General features: G+C 61.1%; 16 protein-coding genes and 1 pseudogene. 10 read left to right on the forward strand and 7 right to left on the reverse strand.

What is annotated here, in order from left to right; translation table 11 throughout:
- The first annotated feature begins 11 nt into the window (after positions 1-11).
- The 3 genes from FIU90_RS09820 to ppdK are packed head-to-tail and all read left to right on the forward strand — an operon-like array spanning position 12 to position 5,874.
- Positions 12-914, forward strand: a complete 903-nt coding sequence (locus FIU90_RS09820; RefSeq protein ID WP_152434583.1) for a glycine--tRNA ligase subunit alpha — start codon at positions 12-14, stop codon at positions 912-914.
- The gene (gene glyS / locus FIU90_RS09825) at positions 914-3,214 is read left to right on the forward strand and encodes a glycine--tRNA ligase subunit beta (RefSeq protein ID WP_152435792.1); all 2,301 of its coding nucleotides are present in this window, start codon (positions 914-916) and stop codon (positions 3,212-3,214) included. The genes FIU90_RS09820 and glyS overlap by 1 nt, the downstream gene beginning before the upstream one ends.
- Positions 3,214-5,874, forward strand: coding sequence for a pyruvate, phosphate dikinase (ppdK, locus tag FIU90_RS09830; protein WP_152434584.1), 2,661 nt, complete (start codon positions 3,214-3,216; stop codon positions 5,872-5,874). The genes glyS and ppdK overlap by 1 nt, the downstream gene beginning before the upstream one ends.
- Before the next feature lie 14 nt (positions 5,875-5,888).
- On the opposite strand, the gene FIU90_RS09835 is transcribed toward ppdK, so the two are convergent.
- On the reverse strand, positions 5,889-6,641 hold the full coding sequence (locus FIU90_RS09835) for a methyltransferase (protein WP_152434585.1): 753 nt from the start codon (positions 6,639-6,641) through the stop codon (positions 5,889-5,891).
- 98 nt (positions 6,642-6,739) lie between these two features.
- On the opposite strand from FIU90_RS09835, the pseudogene FIU90_RS15860 reads away from it, so the two are divergent.
- From FIU90_RS15860 to FIU90_RS09855, 5 genes and pseudogenes are all read left to right on the forward strand, one after another.
- Positions 6,740-6,844: pseudogene (locus FIU90_RS15860) on the forward strand (double zinc ribbon domain-containing protein); the annotation flags it as partial.
- Between the two features lie 54 nt (positions 6,845-6,898).
- Positions 6,899-7,492: a ComF family protein gene (locus tag FIU90_RS09840; RefSeq protein ID WP_370515202.1), complete on the forward strand. Its 594-nt coding sequence runs from the start codon at positions 6,899-6,901 to the stop codon at positions 7,490-7,492.
- 347 nt (positions 7,493-7,839) lie between these two features.
- Positions 7,840-8,235 (forward strand): phosphoribosyl-AMP cyclohydrolase, encoded by a 396-nt coding sequence (gene hisI / locus FIU90_RS09845; protein ID WP_234029484.1) that lies wholly within the window; start codon positions 7,840-7,842, stop codon positions 8,233-8,235.
- 45 nt (positions 8,236-8,280) lie between these two features.
- Positions 8,281-8,745, forward strand: a complete 465-nt coding sequence (locus FIU90_RS09850; RefSeq protein WP_152434588.1) for a MerR family DNA-binding transcriptional regulator — start codon at positions 8,281-8,283, stop codon at positions 8,743-8,745.
- A gap of 51 nt (positions 8,746-8,796) precedes the next feature.
- Complete coding sequence (locus FIU90_RS09855; RefSeq protein WP_152434589.1) at positions 8,797-10,602, forward strand: acyl-CoA dehydrogenase C-terminal domain-containing protein; 1,806 nt, start codon at positions 8,797-8,799, stop codon at positions 10,600-10,602.
- A gap of 67 nt (positions 10,603-10,669) precedes the next feature.
- On the opposite strand, the gene FIU90_RS09860 is transcribed toward FIU90_RS09855, so the two are convergent.
- The 5 genes from FIU90_RS09860 to tyrS all read right to left on the reverse strand — a co-directional run bounded on the left by FIU90_RS09860 (position 10,670) and on the right by tyrS (position 15,569).
- On the reverse strand, positions 10,670-11,314 hold the full coding sequence (locus FIU90_RS09860; RefSeq protein WP_152434590.1) for an aspartyl/asparaginyl beta-hydroxylase domain-containing protein: 645 nt from the start codon (positions 11,312-11,314) through the stop codon (positions 10,670-10,672).
- 274 nt (positions 11,315-11,588) lie between these two features.
- On the reverse strand, positions 11,589-12,509 hold the full coding sequence (gene cysK / locus FIU90_RS09865; RefSeq protein WP_152434591.1) for a cysteine synthase A: 921 nt from the start codon (positions 12,507-12,509) through the stop codon (positions 11,589-11,591).
- 1 nt (position 12,510) lies between these two features.
- Positions 12,511-13,830, reverse strand: a complete 1,320-nt coding sequence (locus FIU90_RS09870) for an MFS transporter (RefSeq protein WP_255478509.1) — start codon at positions 13,828-13,830, stop codon at positions 12,511-12,513.
- A 79-nt stretch (positions 13,831-13,909) separates the two neighbouring features.
- Positions 13,910-14,248 (reverse strand): PilZ domain-containing protein, encoded by a 339-nt coding sequence (locus FIU90_RS09875; protein WP_152434592.1) that lies wholly within the window; start codon positions 14,246-14,248, stop codon positions 13,910-13,912.
- Positions 14,249-14,336: 88 nt separating this feature from the next.
- Positions 14,337-15,569 carry a tyrosine--tRNA ligase gene (tyrS, locus tag FIU90_RS09880; RefSeq protein WP_152434593.1) on the reverse strand — a complete coding sequence of 411 codons (1,233 nt, stop codon included), beginning with the start codon at positions 15,567-15,569 and terminating at the stop codon, positions 14,337-14,339.
- 89 nt (positions 15,570-15,658) lie between these two features.
- On the opposite strand from tyrS, the gene FIU90_RS09885 reads away from it, so the two are divergent.
- Positions 15,659-16,177 carry a DOMON-like domain-containing protein gene (locus FIU90_RS09885; protein WP_172970236.1) on the forward strand — a complete coding sequence of 173 codons (519 nt, stop codon included), beginning with the start codon at positions 15,659-15,661 and terminating at the stop codon, positions 16,175-16,177.
- 198 nt (positions 16,178-16,375) lie between these two features.
- Here FIU90_RS09885 and FIU90_RS09890 read toward each other — a convergent pair whose 3' ends face one another.
- Positions 16,376-16,873 (reverse strand): TspO/MBR family protein, encoded by a 498-nt coding sequence (locus FIU90_RS09890; RefSeq protein ID WP_152434594.1) that lies wholly within the window; start codon positions 16,871-16,873, stop codon positions 16,376-16,378.
- A gap of 101 nt (positions 16,874-16,974) precedes the next feature.
- On the opposite strand from FIU90_RS09890, the gene FIU90_RS09895 reads away from it, so the two are divergent.
- Positions 16,975-18,177, forward strand: a complete 1,203-nt coding sequence (locus FIU90_RS09895) for an exo-beta-N-acetylmuramidase NamZ domain-containing protein (protein WP_152434595.1) — start codon at positions 16,975-16,977, stop codon at positions 18,175-18,177.
- Positions 18,178-18,428: the final 251 nt, after the last annotated feature.

Raw genomic sequence — 18,428 nt, forward strand, 5'->3', positions numbered from 1 at the left:
ACTCGTCTGCGATGAAACGCGATCCGACGCGCTCTTTTCAGGACATGATCCTGACGCTGCACGATTTCTGGGCGGCGAATGGCTGCGTGATCCTGCAGCCCTATGACATGCGGATGGGGGCGGGAACGTTCCACACGGCGACGACCCTGCGCGCGCTCGGCCCCCAGCCTTGGAACGCCGCTTTCGTCCAACCATGCCGCCGTCCGACCGACGGGCGCTATGGCGAGAACCCGAACCGCCTCCAGCACTACTACCAGTACCAGGTTATCCTGAAGCCATCGCCCGCCGACATTCAGGATCTCTATCTCGACAGCCTGAAGGCTATCGGGATCGATCCGCTCAGGCACGATATCCGCTTTGTCGAGGACGACTGGGAATCGCCCACGCTCGGCGCATGGGGCCTGGGCTGGGAGGTCTGGTGCGACGGGATGGAAGTCACCCAATTCACCTATTTCCAGCAAATGGGCGGCTTCGATTGCAAGCCGGTCGCGGGCGAACTCACTTACGGTCTCGAGCGGCTCGCCATGTATATCCAGGGCGTCGACAATGTCTTCGACCTCGATTTCAACGGTCGCGGCGTTTCGTATGGCGAGGTGTTCCTCGAAAACGAGAAGCAGATGTCGAAATGGAATTTCGAGGTCGCGGAAACCGATGCGCTGTTCGATCTGTTCGCCAAGGCGGAGGCGGAATGCCGCAACGCGCTTGACCACGATGTGCCGATTGCCGCCTACGAACAGGCGGTCGAGGCGAGCCATATCTTCAACCTGCTGCAAGCGCGCGGCGTGATCAGCGTGCAGGAACGTGCGAGCTACATGGGCCGCGTGCGCGACCTCGCGCGCTCATCCTGCAAGAAATATGCGGAACAGATGGCGCCCGAATGGGAAGCGAAGTTTCCGGGCTGGAGTCTCGTGTGATGGCCGATTTCCTGCTCGAACTGCGCTCCGAGGAAATTCCCGCCCGTATGCAGGCGGGGGCGCGCACCGAACTCGAAAAGCTGTTCCGCCGCGAGATGGACGAGGCGGGCGTTGCGGTGGGCGATCTGACCGTCTGGTCGACCCCGCGCAGGCTCGCGCTGATCGCGAAGGGTCTTCCGAAGGAAACTGAAGCGGTGCGCGACGAGGCCAAGGGGCCGCCGGTCGGCGCGCCCGATCAGGCTGTCGACGGGTTTTGCCGCAAGAACGGCGTCTCGCGCGAACAGCTGGAAGTGCGCGAGGTCAAGGGTCGCGAAACCTGGTTCGCGATTATCGAGAAGCCCGGACAGGCGGTAGCCGACCTGCTCGCCAACGCGATTACCAACATCATCCGCGACTTCTCCTGGCCCAAGTCGATGCGCTGGGGCGAGGCCTCGCTTTCGAGCGAGTCCTTGCGCTGGGTGCGTCCGCTTTCCGGCATCGTCGCGCTGCTCGATGGCGAGGTGGTTCCGTGCGTGATGGACGGGCTGTCTTCAGGCCGCGAGACGATGGGCCACCGGTTCCACTCCGAGGGTGCGATAACCATCGAAGGCGCGGACGACTATGCCGAGAAGCTGCGTGCGGCCTGCGTAATCGTCGACCACGAGGAGCGCCAGAACCTGATCCGCGAACGCGCGAGTGCGGCAGCGAAGGCCGAAGGTCTGAACCTCGTCGAGGACGAGGGGCTGGTGATCGAGAATGCCGGCCTCACCGAATGGCCCGTGCCGCTGCTTGGCCGGTTCGACGAGCAATTTCTCGACGTGCCGCCCGAGGTCATCCAATTGACCGCGCGGGTGAACCAGAAGTATTTCGTCTGCACCGACAAACAGGGCAATCTCGCAAATGCCTTTGTCTGCACCGCCAATATCGAGGCGGTCGATCCTGCGGTGGTTGTCGATGGCAACCGCAAGGTGCTCGCCGCGAGGCTTTCGGATGCGCGCTTCTTTTGGGAACTCGATCAGAAAACCCCGCTCGCCGAGCACGCGAAGAAGCTGGAGCGGATCACCTTCCACGATAAACTCGGCACCGTCGTCGACAAGGTGGACCGCGTCGCGAAGCTCGCGCGATGGCTTGCCGAAGAAGGCATTATCAAGGCCGATCCAGACCTCGTCGAACAGGCCGCGCGGCTCGCCAAGGCCGACCTCGTCACCGAAATGGTGGGCGAGTTCCCTGAGCTTCAAGGTCTGATGGGCGGTTACTACGCCGAGAAGGAAGGCCTGCCGCAAGAGGTCGCGCACGCGATCCGCGATCACTACAAGCCGGTCGGGCAGGGCGACGAGGTTCCAACCGCGCCGGTGACGGTGGCTGTGTCGCTGGCGGATAAGTTGGATACATTGGTTTCGTTCTTTGCGATTGATGAGAAGCCAACAGGGTCAAAGGACCCGTTTGCTTTGCGACGTGCAGCGCTTGGCGTACTGCAGCTTATCGAAGAGAACCGACTCCGGCTCAACCTTGCGTATCCACTAGCTTCACAGGCTGGTGAGCTGCTTCTAAAGACAGAACCATCATTGGCAAAAACCGGGTTGAGGCACTTTGCTGACTTGGTTCCAGACTACGGTACTGAGGCGGCTGCTAAAGCGATGATGGCTCTCTTAAAGTCTAGGGAGCAGGCAGATGCCAACGAGGGATATGAGACCGGAAAACGTGCAGTCGATGCTGCGATAGACCTCCTCGACTTCTTCGCCGACCGTCTCAAGGTCCAGCAACGCGAAGCTGGCGTCCGGCATGACCTCATCGACGCGGTGTTCGCGCTCGGGGGCGAAGACGATCTCGTCCGTTTGCTCGCGCGGGTGAAGGCGCTTCAGGCCTTCGTCGAAACCGAAAACGGCACCAACCTTCTCGCAGGCTACAAGCGCGCGGCGAACATCCTCAAGAAGGAGGATTACGACGCCGAACCCGAGCATACCGGCGAGGAAGACCCGCTGGCGCTCGCGGGCGATCCCGAGTTCGACGAGGTGGTCGCAGCCATCGCCAGCGAGCGGGAGAAGCCCCACGCGCTTTCCTACACCCCCGAACCGGCGGAAAAGGCGCTGATGGATGCGCTCGACGAGGTCGAGCCCAAAGTCTCCGAGGCGATCGAAGCGGAGGATTTCGAGGCGGCCATGGCAGCGCTCGCGAGCCTGCGGCAACCGATCGATGCGTTCTTCGACGAGGTGACGGTAAACGACGAGGACCCCGAAAGGCGCGAGGCACGCCTCGCTCTGCTCGCGCGGTTCCGCGATGCCGTCCACCGCGTCGCCGATTTCTCAAGGATTGAAGGTTGATGGTTCAGACGGTCTACACTTTCGGCGGCGATGCCCCGCACGACGATCCCCGGCAGAAGGACAAGACCGTTACCGGGGGCAAGGGCGCAAACCTTGCAGAGATGGCGAGCATCGGCCTGCCGGTTCCGCCGGGTTTCACCATCACCACCGAGGTGAGCGTGAAGCACCTCGAGGGGATCGACACGCGCCCCTTGATCGAAAGCCAGGTGGAAGAGGCGCTCACCCATATCGAGTGCACTGTCGGTAAGAAATTTGGCGACGCCGCCGACCCGCTGCTCGTCTCGGTCCGTTCGGGCGCGCGCGTCTCGATGCCGGGCATGATGGACACCGTGCTCAATCTCGGGCTCAACGACGAGACGGTCGAGGGGCTTGCCAGGACCTCGGGCGATGAGCGGTTCGCGTGGGACAGCTATCGCCGGTTCATCCAGATGTATTCCGATGTCGTGCTCGGCGTCGATCACGGACTGTTCGAAGAAGCGCTCGAAATCGCCAAGGAAGACAACGGTTATTACGCCGATACCGAGCTTTCCGCCGATGACTGGCGCGCGCTGGTTGCCGAATACAAGGGCATTGTCGAGAGCGAGTTGGGCAAGCCGTTCCCCTCCGATCCCAAGGAGCAATTGTGGGGCGCGATCTATGCTGTGTTCGACAGCTGGGACAGCGAGCGCGCCAAGGTCTATCGGCGGCTGAACGATATCCCGGCCGACTGGGGCACTGCGGTCAACGTGCAGGCGATGGTGTTCGGCAATATGGGCGACACCAGCGCAACCGGGGTCGCCTTCACCCGCGATCCGGCAACCGGGCAGCGCGCCTATTACGGCGAATACCTGATCAACGCGCAGGGCGAGGACGTGGTCGCAGGGATCCGCACGCCGCAATATCTCACAAAGGCCGCGCGCGAGGCCGCCGGAGCCAAGGCGCCATCGATGGAAGAGGCGCTGCCCGAGGCCTATGCCGAGCTTGCGCGGGTCTTCGACCTGCTCGAGCGGCACTACAAGGACATGCAGGACATCGAGTTCACTGTCGAACGCGGCAAGCTCTGGATGCTGCAGACCCGCTCGGGCAAGCGCACGGCCAAGGCGGCGCTCAAGATGGCGGTCGACATGGTGGGCGAAGGGCTGATCGACGAAAAGACTGCGATCCTGCGCGTCGATCCGATGGCGCTTGACCAGTTGCTCCACCCGACGCTCGACCCGCAAGCGGAGCGGCACGTGCTCGCCACGGGCCTGCCTGCCTCGCCCGGCGCGGCCGCGGGCAAGATCGTGCTCGATGCCGACACAGCCGAACAATGGGCGAGCCGCGGGGAAAAGGTGATCCTCGTGCGCGTCGAAACCAGCCCGGAAGACATCCACGGCATGCACGCGGCGCAAGGCATCCTCACCGCGCGTGGCGGCATGACGTCGCACGCGGCCGTGGTCGCGCGCGGAATGGGGCGCCCATGCGTCTCGGGCGCAACCGGGATTTCGATCGACCGCGCATCGGGCACGGTGCGGATCGGATCGCATGAGCTCAAGGAAGGCGACGAGATCACGCTCGACGGGGCAAACGGTCAGGTCATGCTGGGCATCGTCCCGACGGTCGAACCGGAGCTCGCAGGCGATTTCGGCACGCTCATGGAATGGGCCGACGCGCATCGCCGGATGCGGGTGCGCACCAATGCCGAAACGCCGGAAGATTGCCGGATGGCGCGGCAGTTCGGCGCTGAAGGCATCGGTCTTTGCCGCACCGAGCATATGTTCTTCGATGCAAACCGGATCAGCGCGGTGCGCCAGATGATCCTTGCTGAGAGCGAGGAAGGACGCCGCAAGGCGCTCGATTTGCTGCTTCCCGAACAGCGCGCGGACTTCACCGAGATTTTCGAGGTGATGACGGGTCTACCCTGCACGATCCGCCTGCTCGATCCGCCGCTCCACGAATTCCTGCCGCACGGCGATAACGAATTCGCCGAGCTTTCCGATGCGACGGGACTGGGGATCGACCATCTCAAGCGCCGGGCGAGCGAACTGCACGAATTCAACCCGATGCTCGGCCATCGCGGGTGCCGGCTCGGCATAACCTTCCCCGAGATCTACGAAATGCAGGCCCGCGCGATTTTCGAGGCGGCGTGCGCCGTGCAGAAATCGTCGGGCGAGGCTCCACTGCCCGAAATCATGATCCCACTGGTCGCCACCAAGCGTGAGCTGGAATTGCTCCGCGCATTGGTCGATCGCGTGGCAAAGGAGGTATTCGAGGAGCAGGGCGTAGAGGTCGATTATCTCGTCGGCACAATGATCGAGCTGCCGCGCGCCGCGCTGATGGCGGGCGAAATTGCGAAGGAAGGCGCATTCTTCAGCTTCGGCACGAACGATCTGACGCAGACGACGCTCGGCGTCTCGCGCGACGATTCGGCGAAGTTCCTCGCGCAATATGTCGAGAAGGGGATTTTCCCGCGCGATCCTTTCGTAAGCCTCGACATCGATGGGGTGGGCCAGCTGGTCGAACTGGCGGCAGAGCGGGGCAGGGCAACCCGCCCCGATATCAAGCTCGGCATTTGCGGCGAGCATGGCGGCGACCCGGCCAGCATCGCTTTTTGCGAAAAGGTCGGCCTCGATTACGTCAGCGCCTCACCCTACCGCGTGCCGATCGCACGGCTTGCGGCGGCCCAGGCCGCGCTCAAGTAACCGGCGCTAAAGACCTAACGCCAGCCGGTAAGGACGAGGATTTCGAAGGTCTCCGTGACCTTGCCATCGCGATCGCGCATCGATTCGAAGGCTTTTTTTGCGCGTTCCCATCCGGCGCGGGTGATGGGCGGAGCAGGGCTTGCCAGCGATGAAGTCAGCCCATGATCGCGAAGATCGCCGATCAACCGCCCAAGCGAGGAATAGCGAACCTTGAGCGGGTAGGAATCGACAACTTGCCGCGCGAAACCTGCCCGCTCCAACAAGGCCGTGCCGGCGCGGTTGTCGACTTGCGGGTGGATGCGCGCAGCGGGCCTGTCTCCGTCCGCGACAAGCGCAAGCTGGCGCAATGCCGGAACACTCCCTGCTCCGGGGAACGCAGCGAGGAACAGTCCCCCTTCGGCAAGTTCGTTACGCGCACGGATGAGAGCTCCGGGCAGGTCGTTCACCGTGCCCAAGCCAAGCATGTGCACGATGAGATCGAACTTGCCGAGATCGTTCGTGCCTGCTTCATCGAATTCGCCAAGCGATGCATTCTCGACAATGACGCCGTCTTTGGAGAGCCTGTCCGATAAAATTGCCTCTGCGTCGCCGACGATGCGCGCGCTCTTCGGCTCAAATCTCATGAACTCCAGCCGTTCGGCAATGTCCTCCGCAATCGCACCGGTCAGATAGGTCGCGCCGCCATGCAGCCGCTGGCGGTCGCGGGCACGGGACCATTTGGCTGCGGTTTGCGCAGGATCGAAAATGCGGGGCGGAGCGTGTTCCATCGCTGCGGCCTCTGCCGCGCTTGCCCAGCCAGTGCAAGTCGTGCCACACGGGTCTTGTGAAATTTGGGGCGCAAGTAACTGAAAGCATTAGGCCGGTCGTGGACCTCGTCTATCCGCCGCGTTGTCCGCTATGCGGCGATGCGATAGCCGACCAGGGTGGCTTGTGCCTCGATTGCTGGTCCGAGCTTGAGATACCGGGCGATCCTTCCTGCAATTCCTGCATGCGACCAGTCGGATCAGGGAAGAGGGTATGTTTCATGTGTGAAGCCGATCCTCCGCGCCACGTCGGTGTCCATGCGGCCACCATCTATAACGATGCCTCGCGCAAGCTCATTCTGTCTTACAAGCATGGACGCAAGATCGCTCTCGCGGGCTTGCTGGCACGGATGATTGCCGGTCGACTGCCTGATTTGGGCAGTGAAGTGCCTCTGCTCATCCCGGTTCCGCTTCATCGCTGGAGATTGTGGAGCCGGGGGTTCAACCAGGCGACGTTGCTCGCGATCGAGCTCGAGAAACTGCGAAAGGGGCAGCTCGTCGTTGATGGCCTTATGCGGACAAGACGTACCCCGAGCCTTGGAGGACTGGGCAGGGTGCAACGCGAAGTGGCTCTCAAGGGGGCGATTGCGGTGCGCCGGTCACGCAAGGCACGAATTGCGAATCGTGATGTGATTCTGGTCGATGACGTACTCACGAGCGGTGCGACTAGCGATGCCTGCGTTGCCGCGCTCCTTGATGCAGGAGCGAAATCGGTCCGGATTGCCTGCTTTGCCAGAGTGGTGGATGGGGCGGGAAGTACCCCTGTCCTGCAAAACACAACGCCCGAGGCCATGAAGACCCCGGGCGCCACGTGACGAAATGAAACGGAACCGCTCTTAAAGAGCTCAGAAGCCGACCCCCTAACTTCGGCTTCAGGATCCTATCCCTCATCGTTCAAACCGGATCAATCCGACACCCCGCTGTCGGCCTGCGATCCGATCACCCCCTGAACCTGGCACTTTGAAGCACCGTTGTTCGGTGGAGAGCCTCGCGGCTCGTGGAGGGAGTTGTTCCATCCGAACAGCGATTCCGGAAGTTGAAAGATTTATGACGGTCGATTTTGGGACGCATCTGTTGTTATCGTGCAACAAGTCGTCGCAGGTGATGACCCGTTCGCCGTTGGCGCGTATCTGAGTCGCACGCGATGTGGAGTCATAGAGACGTGAACGCTCAAACACTTTCAAACCAGGAGCGCGAAACTGGGACGCGCTTTGCACCCAAATTCGATGCGAACGGCTTGCTAACGGCGGTTGTCGTCGACGCGGCCAGCCGTGATGTCCTGGTCGTGGCTTTTATGAATGATGAGGCGATTTCCCTAACGCGAGAAACCGGAAAGGTTCACTTCTGGTCGCGTTCCCGCGGATCTTTATGGTTAAAAGGGGAGACTTCGGGAAACTTCCTGACAGTGCGTGATATCTTCGTCGACTGCGATCAGGACGCTCTCGTGATCCATGCAGATCCCTCCGGGCCGACTTGCCATACGGGTGCAAATTCGTGCTTCTATCGTAGGCTCGATCCGGGGGCCGATGACGAGCATGCGTTGACGAAACTCCCGTAAAGGTCATTACTTGACGTTCACGTAAAGGTAAGGTAGTCGGCATTCATGGCTACCGCACCCGCAAATGAAAACGCCGGTAAGGATTCCGGCACCGAACAGCGCCGCAACGGCGCGCATCTCGATCGTCCGGACAAACACGAGCGCGAACAGTATTCGATTTCTGACCTAACGTCGGAATTCGGCTGCACGGCGCGAGCGCTGCGATTCTATGAGGACGAAGGGCTGATCAGTCCGGCTCGTGTCGGCCTGACCCGCGTGTATTCGAAGCGCGACCGCGCGCGCCTTGCATGGATCATGCGCGCGAAGAATGTCGGCTTCAGCCTCACCGAAATCCGTGAGATGATCGACCTCTACGACCTGGACGATGGCCGAGTGGAACAGCGCCGCGTCACAGTCGAGAAGTGCAAGGCGCACATCGCTAAGTTGAAGGCCCAGCGCGCCGATATCGATTCCTCGATCAAGGAACTCACCGAATTCGTCACCGAGATCGAAAACCTCGAACTCGGCTGACACCGCCGACCCGAACCCTCTCTAAACTTCGTACATCAAGGGGACCTATTGATGCCGACCTACACCGCTCCGACCCGCGACACCCGCTTCGTCATCAACGAATTGCTCGACCTCGCGAGCTACGGCAACCTGCCGGGCTTCGAGAATGCAACGCCCGACATGGTCGAGGCGATCGTCAACGAAGCTGGCAAGTTCGCGTCGGAAGTCCTCGCACCGATCAACCAGATCGGCGATGAGCAGGGCTGCACCCGCCACGAAGATGGGTCGGTCACGACGCCTGACGGGTTCAAGGAAGCGTATCAGGCTTATGTCGAAGGCGGGTGGGGCACGCTCGCCAAGCCCGAGGAATATGGCGGGCAAGGCCTCCCACACGTTCTCGGCTTCGTGATGGAAGAATTCACCGCCACCGCAAACCAGGCGTTCGGCATGTATCCGGGCCTGACCAATGGCGCATCGGCAGCAATCGAAGCCGCCGGGAGCGAAGAGCAGAAGAAGACTTACCTGCCAAAGATGATTTCTGGCGAGTGGTCGGGCACCATGAACCTGACCGAGCCGCATTGCGGCACTGACCTCGGCCTGATCCGCACCAAGGCGGAACCTCAGGCGGATGGCTCGTACAAGATCACCGGCACCAAGATCTTTATCTCAGCCGGTGAGCACGACCTCACCAGCAACATTATCCACCTCGTTCTCGCCAAGACACCGGGCGCTCCTGACAGCTCGAAGGGCATTTCGCTCTTTATCGTGCCGAAGTACCTGCTCGATGAGAATGGCGAGCCTGGCGAGCGCAATGGCGTGACCTGCGGATCGATTGAGAAGAAGATGGGCATTCACGGCAATGCGACCTGCGTGCTCAATTACGACGAGGCGACCGGCTACATGGTCGGTGAGGAAAACAAGGGCCTCGCCGCAATGTTCGTGATGATGAACGCCGCGCGCCTCGGCGTGGGTCTTCAGGGACTCGCGCAGGCTGAGGTTTCCTACCAGAACGCCGTCAACTACGCGCTCGATCGCCGTCAGGGACGTGCGCTCACCGGTCCGGCTGATCCCGAGGCCAAGGCCGACCCGATCTTCGTCCACCCCGACGTTCGCCGGATGCTGATGGACGCGAAGGTCTTCAATGAAGGCATGCGTGCGTTGTGCCTGTGGGGTGCCCTGCAGGTCGATCTCACGCACAAGGCCCAGACCGAGGAAGAGCGCGAGCTCGCCGACGAGCTGATCGGTCTGATGACCCCGGTCATCAAGGGCTACGGCACCGACAAGGGCTACGACATCGCGAACAATATGCAGCAGGTCTATGGCGGGCACGGCTACGTCAAGGAATGGGGCATGGAGCAGTTCGTACGCGATAGCCGTATCGCCATGATCTACGAAGGCACCAATGGTGTTCAGGCGATGGATCTTTGCGGCCGCAAGCTTCCGGCAAAGGGCGGCAAGGCGATCCAGGCCTACTTCAAAATGATCGACGACGAGATCGCCGCGGCGAAGGAAGTCGCCGAGCTTAAGGATATCGCCGAACGTCTCGAAAAGGCACTTGGCGAGCAGAAGGCCGCGACCATGTGGTTCATGCAGAATGCAATGCAGAACCCGAACCATCTTGGCGCGGGCGCACACCACTACATGCACATCATGGGCATCGTGACGCTCGGATTCTTCTGGCTGAAGATGGCCAAGGTCGCCGCCGAGACCCTCGCCGCAGGCACCGAAGACAAGGGCTTCTACGAAGCAAAATTGACGTCTGCGTACTATTATTCGGAGCGCTTTTTGCCCGATGCTGGTGCCCTTCGCCGCAAGCTCGAAGCGGGCAGCGAGAACATGATGAAGCTGCCGGAAAACGCATTCGCGACCGCAGCTTAACCGGATTGGAGTTCGTCACAGAAAAAGCCTGGCAGGTGGGGGCCTGCCGGGCTTTTTCGTGCGCGGATCAGGTGAGCTCCTTTTCCGCTTTGGCGTATGCCGTTTCCCAGTCGGCGAGATTTTCCTTTGCCTCCTGCACGAAATGGCTCCGCCGGACATAGCCCATCAGCGCAGCAGCCAGGAACTTGCCGGGCTGGTCCAGCGGCCTTTCGACCTGGCACAGAAGGATGATGCGGGTTTCGTCTGTCGCGTTCTTGACCTCGTGCTCGTAGGTATCGTCGAACACGGTCCACTCGCCCTCGCGCCATCCGACGCGCTGGTCATCGACACGCATCCAGCATTTCTCTCGTTCGTCGGGTACAACAAGGCCGAGATGGGCAGTGATGAATGCCTTCGTAACGCCGCGATGCGGGGTGATCTCGGTACCGGGCGCCAGGATCGAGAAGAACGCCGAATTGAGGCCGGGAATGCGGCTGACCAGCTCCGCCGTACGCGGCGCGCGGGCGATATTCTCTTCTTGGCGATGGCCGTAACCGATCAGGAAAAAACTGCGCCACGCATTGTCTTTGACGATACCGCGATGGTCCGGTGAAATCTCGCGCAAGGGAGGAATCGCCTCGCTGTGCTGATAGATCGCCAACGCCTCGTCACGAATGACCTGCCAGTTTGCGGCAAGCTCGGCGGTCCAGTCGAACGTATCCGGCCGAAGCACGGGGTCGTTCGATATTTGCGAGCTTTTTGCAATCTGGTCGTTAACCCGGTGCCGTTGCCGCTTCAGAAAGCGGTAGTGCAATGGGCGACCGGGATCGTTCGACAGCAATCCGAATCCGTTAGACCAGCCCACCCGGCACCTCCGTTAAGCTTTCCTAGGCAAGCTTTGGCGGGAGCGCTTGCATGGACTCGACAATTGCCCCGCGTTTTCGGAAGCGGGCCGGTGCGATGTCAATGCGGTCTTCGATGAAGCGCCGAAGTGGTCTGGCAGGGACCTATTCGACCGGCAGGAAGTCGGGCACGGACAGGTAACGCTCGCCGGTGTCGTAGTTGAATCCGAGTACGCGCACACCTGCATCCAGTTCGGGCAGCTTTTTAGCTATTGCAGCAAGGGTCGCGCCACTCGAGATACCGATCAGCATACCTTCCTCGCGCGCGGCGCGACGGGCCATTTCCTTGGCGTCTTCCGCATCGACCTTGATCGCGCCGTCGATGGCATCGGTGTGGAGGTTGTCGGGAATAAAGCCTGCACCAATGCCCTGGATCGGGTGTGGACCGGGCTGCCCGCCATTGATGACCGGCGAAAGCTCGGGTTCGACGGCATATGCCTTGAAACCGCTCCAATGCTTCTTGAGTTCTTCTGCGCAGCCGGTGATGTGGCCGCCGGTCCCTACGCCGGTGATCATCACGTCGATGGGGGTTTCGGAAAAATCTGCGAGAATTTCCTTCGCAGTGGTCCGCTTGTGGACCTCGACGTTCGAAGGGTTCTCGAATTGCGAAGGCATCCATGCACCGTCGGTGCCCTCGACGATTTCGGTTGCGCGTTCGATCGCGCCCTTCATTCCCTTTTCCTTCGGCGTGAGGTCGAAAGTCGCTCCATAAGCGAGCATCAGGCGGCGCCGCTCGATCGACATGCTTTCAGGCATGACGAGCACCAGTTTGTAGCCTTTGACAGCAGCGACCATTGCAAGGCCGATGCCGGTGTTGCCGCTGGTCGGCTCCACAATGGTTCCGCCGGGCTGAAGCTTGCCGGCTTTCTCCGCATCCTCGACCATGGCAAGGGCGATGCGATCCTTGATCGAGCCGCCGGGATTGGCGCGCTCGGACTTCAGCCAGACTTCATGATCGGGGAACATCCGCGCGAGGCGGATATGCGGGGTATTGCCGATCGTCTCGAGAATGCTGTTGGCTTTCATGTCAGGCCTCCTGGGGGTTCGGATCTTTTGTCGTTTGCGGTTCTTCTTGCGGGGCGTCTTCTAGCAGGTCTGGGGGCGGATCGAAGGTCTTTGTCGTGCGCAACACAGGGAATATGCGGCTCCACGCCGCGACGGTCACAATCGCACCGATTCCGCCCGCCACCACGGCTGCAACGGGGCCTATCAGGAAAGCGAGGGTGCCCGAGAAAAAATCACCGCCTTCGTTCGACGCACTGATCGTTAGCAGACTGACCGAGGAGACGCGCCCGCGCTTGTCGTCAGGCGTGTGAAGCTGGATCAGCGACTGCCGGATGTAGACGCTGAACATGTCCGCCGCGCCGACGATGAACAGCATGGCGAGGCTCAAAGGCATGGATTTCGACAGGCCGAAGACTACCGTGGCCACGCCGAATATCGCGACGGCCCAGAGCATCTTGGGACCAACGTTGGTCTTGATCGGTCGGAATGAGAAGAACAGCGCGGTAAGCGCGGCGCCGATGGCGGGGGCCATGGCAAGCTGGCTCAGCCCGGTTTCTCCCACTTGCAGGATATCGCGAGCATAAACCGGGAAGAGGGCCGTGGCCCCGGCGAGAAAAACGGCGAAAAGGTCGAGCGTAATCGCGCCGAGAACCATCTTGTTCTTCACAACATAGCGCGCACCGTCGATGATCGCGCCGATCGGTCTTTGGTCCTTGCGTACAGCAGGCTGCGGGACTTTTCCGATCAGGGTCAGGGCAACCATTGAGACGGCGAAAAGGGCGGTCGCCACTGTATAGGGTAGTGCCGGCTCGATGGCGTAGAGATACCCGCCCAGCGCAGGGCCTCCGATCATTCCGACCTGCCATGCTATCGAAGACAGTGCGATAGCTGTGGGCAGGATCGCCTTGGGCACGAGGTTCGGGGCGAGGGCGGACAGAGCGGGGCCGGCGAAGCCGCGGGCCACGCCAAGTATCACTGCAATGCCGAACAAAACCGGCAGGCTGATGGCACCGCTCCAGGTGGTCCAGGCAAGCGCTGCGGCGCACAGCAACTGGAGGAACACGGTCAAACGCCCGAGCGCGCGGCGGTCGAATCGGTCGGCAGCCAGACCGGAGAAAGGCGTGAGCACGAAAAGAGGCAGGAATTGCAGCAAGCCGATCAGCGCAAGCTGGCCCGAGGCCTCGGGAATGCTCATCCCCGCATCGCGCGCGATGTTGTAGGTCTGCCATCCGATGATGAGTAGCATCGCGTATTGGGCGAGCGTCATTGCAAAGCGGCTCACCCAATAGGCGCGGAAATTGTGCACCCGGAAAGGGTGGGCGGTGTCTGCGGCGTCTGTCACACACGCGCAATGGCAGGCGCGAGCACGCCTGCCAAGACAGCTAATCTATCAGCGGTGTTCGCGCGGCTACGCCCGCAGATCAGCGGTTCCGGCGCAGGCGCGGGTTGGGCTGCAACGTGTCGATCAGCGTCACGAAATCGTCGAGACGGATGATGCGCTCAAACTGGAAACCGGCGCGGTTGTCGCGAGTCCAGATGACGTAAGCCTCGATCCGCCCAACGACGGGCAGGCGGATCATCACACGGTCGCCGCGACCCAGCTTCTCCGCATCGTCGACCATGAAGCCGTGCGCGGAGATATTGCTGACGTGAAGGTTGAGGTCGCCATGCGCGAAATGCTCGACGATTACCGGGAAATCAACCGGATGACGCGCTGCGCGGCGCAAATCGGTTACGCTAAGGTTTGCTCCGGCTGACACGGTTATACGACCTCCACTAAATTCTCTACCTTTCCTAATGCCGCATAAAGGCTGACATTTGGTAAAGGCCGGAATCGCGCGGGTTTGACTAACGCGTGACGAGGCCGTGTTTCTTCTTGCCGAGGCTGAGTTTCAGCGCTTCGCCATCACCTGGCAGCAATACGAAGCCGGGGTCTGAAAGCGGCTCGCCGTCGAGCTTTACCGCACCCTCTGCAAGTTTGCGCTTCGCCTCGCCATTGGACGACGTGAAGCCGATTTCCGTCAGCGCCGCGATAACGCGCATGCCCTCCATGCCAACGGAAAGAGTGGGGAGGTCATCTCCTGCGCCGCCACCGGCAAAGGTTTCGCGTGCGGTCCCCTCGGCAGCTTTTGCGGCTTCGTCGCCGCGCACAAGCTTGGTGACTTCGTTGGCGAGTACGATTTTAGCATCGTTGATCGCCGCACCCTCCAGCGCCTCTAACTTGGCGATTTCATCGAGTGGCAGATCGGTGAATAGACGCAGGAAACGGCCCACATCGCGGTCATCGCAATTGCGCCAGTATTGCCAGAAATCGTAGGCGGGCAGGGCATCCTCGTTGAGCCAAACCGCACCTGCCGCGGTCTTGCCCATTTTCGATCCGTCAGCGGTGGTAAGCAGAGGGGTGGTCAGCCCGAACAGATCGAACCCCTCCATCCGGCGCCCGAGTTCCATTCCGTTGACGATATTGCCCCACTGGTCGCTGCCGCCCATTTGCAGGCGGCAATTGTACCGCTTGGCAAGCTCCACGAAGTCGAAGGCCTGCAGGATCATGTAATTGAATTCGAGGAAGGTGAGCGGCTGTTCGCGGTCGAGACGCAGCTTCACCGAATCGAAGGTGAGCATCCGGTTGATCGTGAAATGCGGGCCAACATCGCGCAGCAACTCGATATAGCCGAGTTTGGAAAGCCATTCGTCGTTGTTGACCATGATCGCATCGGTCGGGCCTTCGCCGAAGGTCAGCAGGCGCTCGAACACGGTACGGATCGAGGCGATATTCTCGTCGATCACCTCGGGCGTCAGCAGCTTGCGGCTCTCGTCCTTGCCCGACGGGTCGCCGATCTTGGTCGTCCCGCCGCCCATGACGACGATAGGCTTGTGTCCCGCCTGCTGGAGCCGCCGCAGCATCATGATTTGGACGAGGCTTCCGACATGCAGCGAGGGAGCTGTGGCATCGAAGCCGATATATCCGGGCACCACCTCTTTCGCAGCGAGCTCGTCGAGAGCTCCGGGATCGGTCACCTGATGGATGTAGCCGCGCTCATCAAGCAGGCGCAGCAGGTCGGATTCGTATGCTTGGCTCATGGGATAGGCGCTTAACAGCGGCAATCGGGCTGGGGAAGTGAGGATGCGCCCGCTTGCCGCAATTGGCTGGCATGTGGATAGTAAGTGCCATGCAACCTCTCATGCTCCACCAGACCTGCGACCTCGGCCCGATCCGCGCCGTGACCGCTTCCATCGCGCCGACTTCGGCAGGTTGTGAAGCCGAATTCCGGCTCGACGGCCGCGTCGATGGCATCGTGATCCCGAAGCCCGCGGCTTCGGTGCGCGAGGACAATCTCTGGAAGACGACGTGTTTCGAGATCTTCTGGCAGCCGATTGGCGGGACGTTCTACCGCGAATTCAACCTTTCACCTTCTGGCAAGTGGGCGTGCTACGATTTCGACTCCTTCCGCGAAGGAATGCGCGATGCACCGGTGGAAGCAATTGCTGTGTCTTGTTCGCACTCTGGTGATGAGCTGGTGCTGAAGGCGAGCATAGCAGCCGAGCTGCCAGATCCTGCACAAGTCGCGCTCAATGCAATCGTCGAGCATCCCGATGGCGGTCTGCAATTCTGGGCGCTCGCTTTTCCGCCCGGGAAGCCGGAATTTCACTCGGAGGCTTGTCGCCAAATGATCGTCGAGCGGGATTAGGCGGAGAGGGATTTTCCTACTTTGCACCCGGCGGGTAGATGTTGGGCGATGATTACGTCCGCTGACATTTCCCAAAACGCATTTCGAGTTGGAGAAGTGTCAACCTCGAAATCTAGCGAAAAAATCATCTATAACAGGGCGATATCGCCCGAACTTGAAGTTGACACGGTGTCAGTTTCGTCAATTTCGCATCGCGCCTCACGCTTCGGATGGATGGCTGCCGAACGGCCTGTTCAACTGCACCACCTTCCAGTTGAGCAGGAAGGCGAAGCTCACCCAAGCAATGTAGGGGACGTTGAGCCAGCCAGCGAGCTCCGAGAAGCGCGGCAGCACAACGCAGAGCGACAGAACCGAGAGCCAAAGGAACACGTTCTCATAAAGCGCCCAATCGGGCCGTTTCCATTTGAAGAAGAGCGGCGACCAGAGAAGGTGCAACATGAAATTGATCCCGAACAGCACGCCGACGAGCGTACGACCCTCCGCGTCGGGTGCTGCGGTCCACGCGAGGTAGAAGCTCCACGCAGACAGGCCGAGGATCAGCGTCCACGCCGGACCGAACAGCCAGTCGGGTGGCTGCCAGCTGGGCTTTTTCAAGTCGTGATACCACTCACCGATCTCGGTCAGCGCACCGCCAGCGCCTCCGAGGATAATGGCCCAAAGGGCAGCGATGATTGCGGGTGTCCACTCGATGTCCATACGGTTGGAGCGATACACCAGCCCGGATGTTCCCGCCAAACGCGAATGGGCCAGGCTTCAACGGGATTGCCTTTGGCGCAGGCCTGTTCCAACCCAGCACAATGAAATTTGGAATCGACAATCTTCTCGCAGACCGGGATTTGCTTGCTGAGCTCAATGACAGGCGGGTCGCGCTCGTCGCACATCCCGCGAGCGTCACACAGGACCTCACCCACAGCCTCGATGCCCTTATTGCGGCGGGGGTGAACGTCACCAGCGCTTTTGGCCCGCAGCACGGGCTCAAGGGTGACAAGCAGGACAACATGGTCGAGACCGCGGACGAGATCGATCCGAAATACGGCATCCCGATCTTCTCGCTCTATGGCGAGGTGCGCCGTCCGACCGGCCAGATGATGACGAGCGCGGACGTCTTCCTGTTCGACCTCCAGGACCTTGGCTGCCGCATCTACACCTTTGTGACCACGCTGCTCTACCTGCTTGAGGAGGCGGCGAAAGCGGGGAAGGAGGTCTGGGTGCTCGACCGTCCCAATCCCGCGGGTCGTCCGGTCGAAGGGACGATGCTCATTCCCGGGCATGAAAGTTTCGTCGGAGCCGCTCCGATGCCGATGCGTCACGGGCTCACGATGGGCGAGATGGGTCACTGGTTCGTCGAGCATTTCGATCTCGAAGTCGCCTACAAGGTCGTGGCGATGGAGGGCTGGGAGCCCGATCGCGAAGGCCATGGCTGGCCGCCTTCTCGCATCTGGATCAACCCGTCACCCAATGCGGCGAGCGTGAACATGGCGCGCGCCTATGCAGGGACGGTGATGATCGAAGGCGCGACGCTGAGCGAGGGGAGGGGTACGACCCGCCCGCTAGAGGTGCTGTTCGGTGCACCCGATGTCGATGCGGAAAAGGTGCTCGCCGAAATGCACCGGATTGCGCCCGAATGGATGGGCGGATGCGTCCTCAGGCCTTGCTGGTTCGAGCCGACCTTCCACAAGCATGCGGGAAAGCTCTGCAACGCCCTGATGGTCCATGCCGAAGGGCCGCACTATGATCACGACGCCTTCAAGCCTTGGCGCCTGCAGGCGCTAGCCTTCAAGGCGATCCGCAGCCTCTATCCCAGCTATGCGATCTGGCGCGGGAAGGAGTTCAAGTACGAATACACCGACGATGTCCTCGCCATCGACGTGATCAATGGCGGGCCGGGCCTTCGCGAATGGGTCGACGATCCCTCGGCATCTCCGGGCGATCTTGACGCTGCCGCGTCAGCCGACGAAGCGGCGTGGATCGCCAACGTGCGCGGGCATTTGTTCTATTGAGTTGCGGCGCTTTCCCGGAACTTCTTTTGTCAGTTCGGATGCAATGATGAGACTAGATCGCAGAGCGTTGATAGCAGGACTAGGCGTAACCCTTGCGGCGATCCCGTTCCGCCCGCTTTCAGCTTGCATCCATGCGGGTTTACACGCCCGCATCACCTTTAAGGACGTGCCGGACGAAGTTCCCGAGGGGTTCGAAGTTAGACATGTACACTTGACCAACCAAGTGCCAGAGTTCGACGAATGGCGCGCTG

Origin of the sequence: Erythrobacter sp. THAF29, assembly GCF_009363635.1 — a bacterium.
In the GTDB taxonomy this organism is placed as follows: domain Bacteria; phylum Pseudomonadota; class Alphaproteobacteria; order Sphingomonadales; family Sphingomonadaceae; genus Erythrobacter.

Bases quoted from the DNA above. Each gene is read 5' to 3' on its own strand.
- glyS (WP_152435792.1), top strand. From the start codon at position 914: ATGGCCGATTTCCTGCTCGAACTGCGCTCCGAGGAAATTCCCGCCCGT.
- FIU90_RS09835 (WP_152434585.1), bottom strand. From the start codon at position 6,641: ATGGAACACGCTCCGCCCCGCATTTTCGATCCTGCGCAAACCGCAGCC.
- FIU90_RS09855 (WP_152434589.1), top strand. From the start codon at position 8,797: ATGCCGACCTACACCGCTCCGACCCGCGACACCCGCTTCGTCATCAAC.
- FIU90_RS09820 (WP_152434583.1), top strand. From the start codon at position 12: ATGAAACGCGATCCGACGCGCTCTTTTCAGGACATGATCCTGACGCTG.
- FIU90_RS09895 (WP_152434595.1), top strand. From the start codon at position 16,975: ATGAAATTTGGAATCGACAATCTTCTCGCAGACCGGGATTTGCTTGCT.
- cysK (WP_152434591.1), bottom strand. From the start codon at position 12,509: ATGAAAGCCAACAGCATTCTCGAGACGATCGGCAATACCCCGCATATC.
- tyrS (WP_152434593.1), bottom strand. From the start codon at position 15,569: ATGAGCCAAGCATACGAATCCGACCTGCTGCGCCTGCTTGATGAGCGC.
- FIU90_RS09885 (WP_172970236.1), top strand. From the start codon at position 15,659: ATGCAACCTCTCATGCTCCACCAGACCTGCGACCTCGGCCCGATCCGC.
- FIU90_RS09850 (WP_152434588.1), top strand. From the start codon at position 8,281: ATGGCTACCGCACCCGCAAATGAAAACGCCGGTAAGGATTCCGGCACC.
- ppdK (WP_152434584.1), top strand. From the start codon at position 3,214: ATGGTTCAGACGGTCTACACTTTCGGCGGCGATGCCCCGCACGACGAT.
- FIU90_RS09840 (WP_370515202.1), top strand. From the start codon at position 6,899: ATGTGTGAAGCCGATCCTCCGCGCCACGTCGGTGTCCATGCGGCCACC.
- FIU90_RS09890 (WP_152434594.1), bottom strand. From the start codon at position 16,873: ATGGACATCGAGTGGACACCCGCAATCATCGCTGCCCTTTGGGCCATT.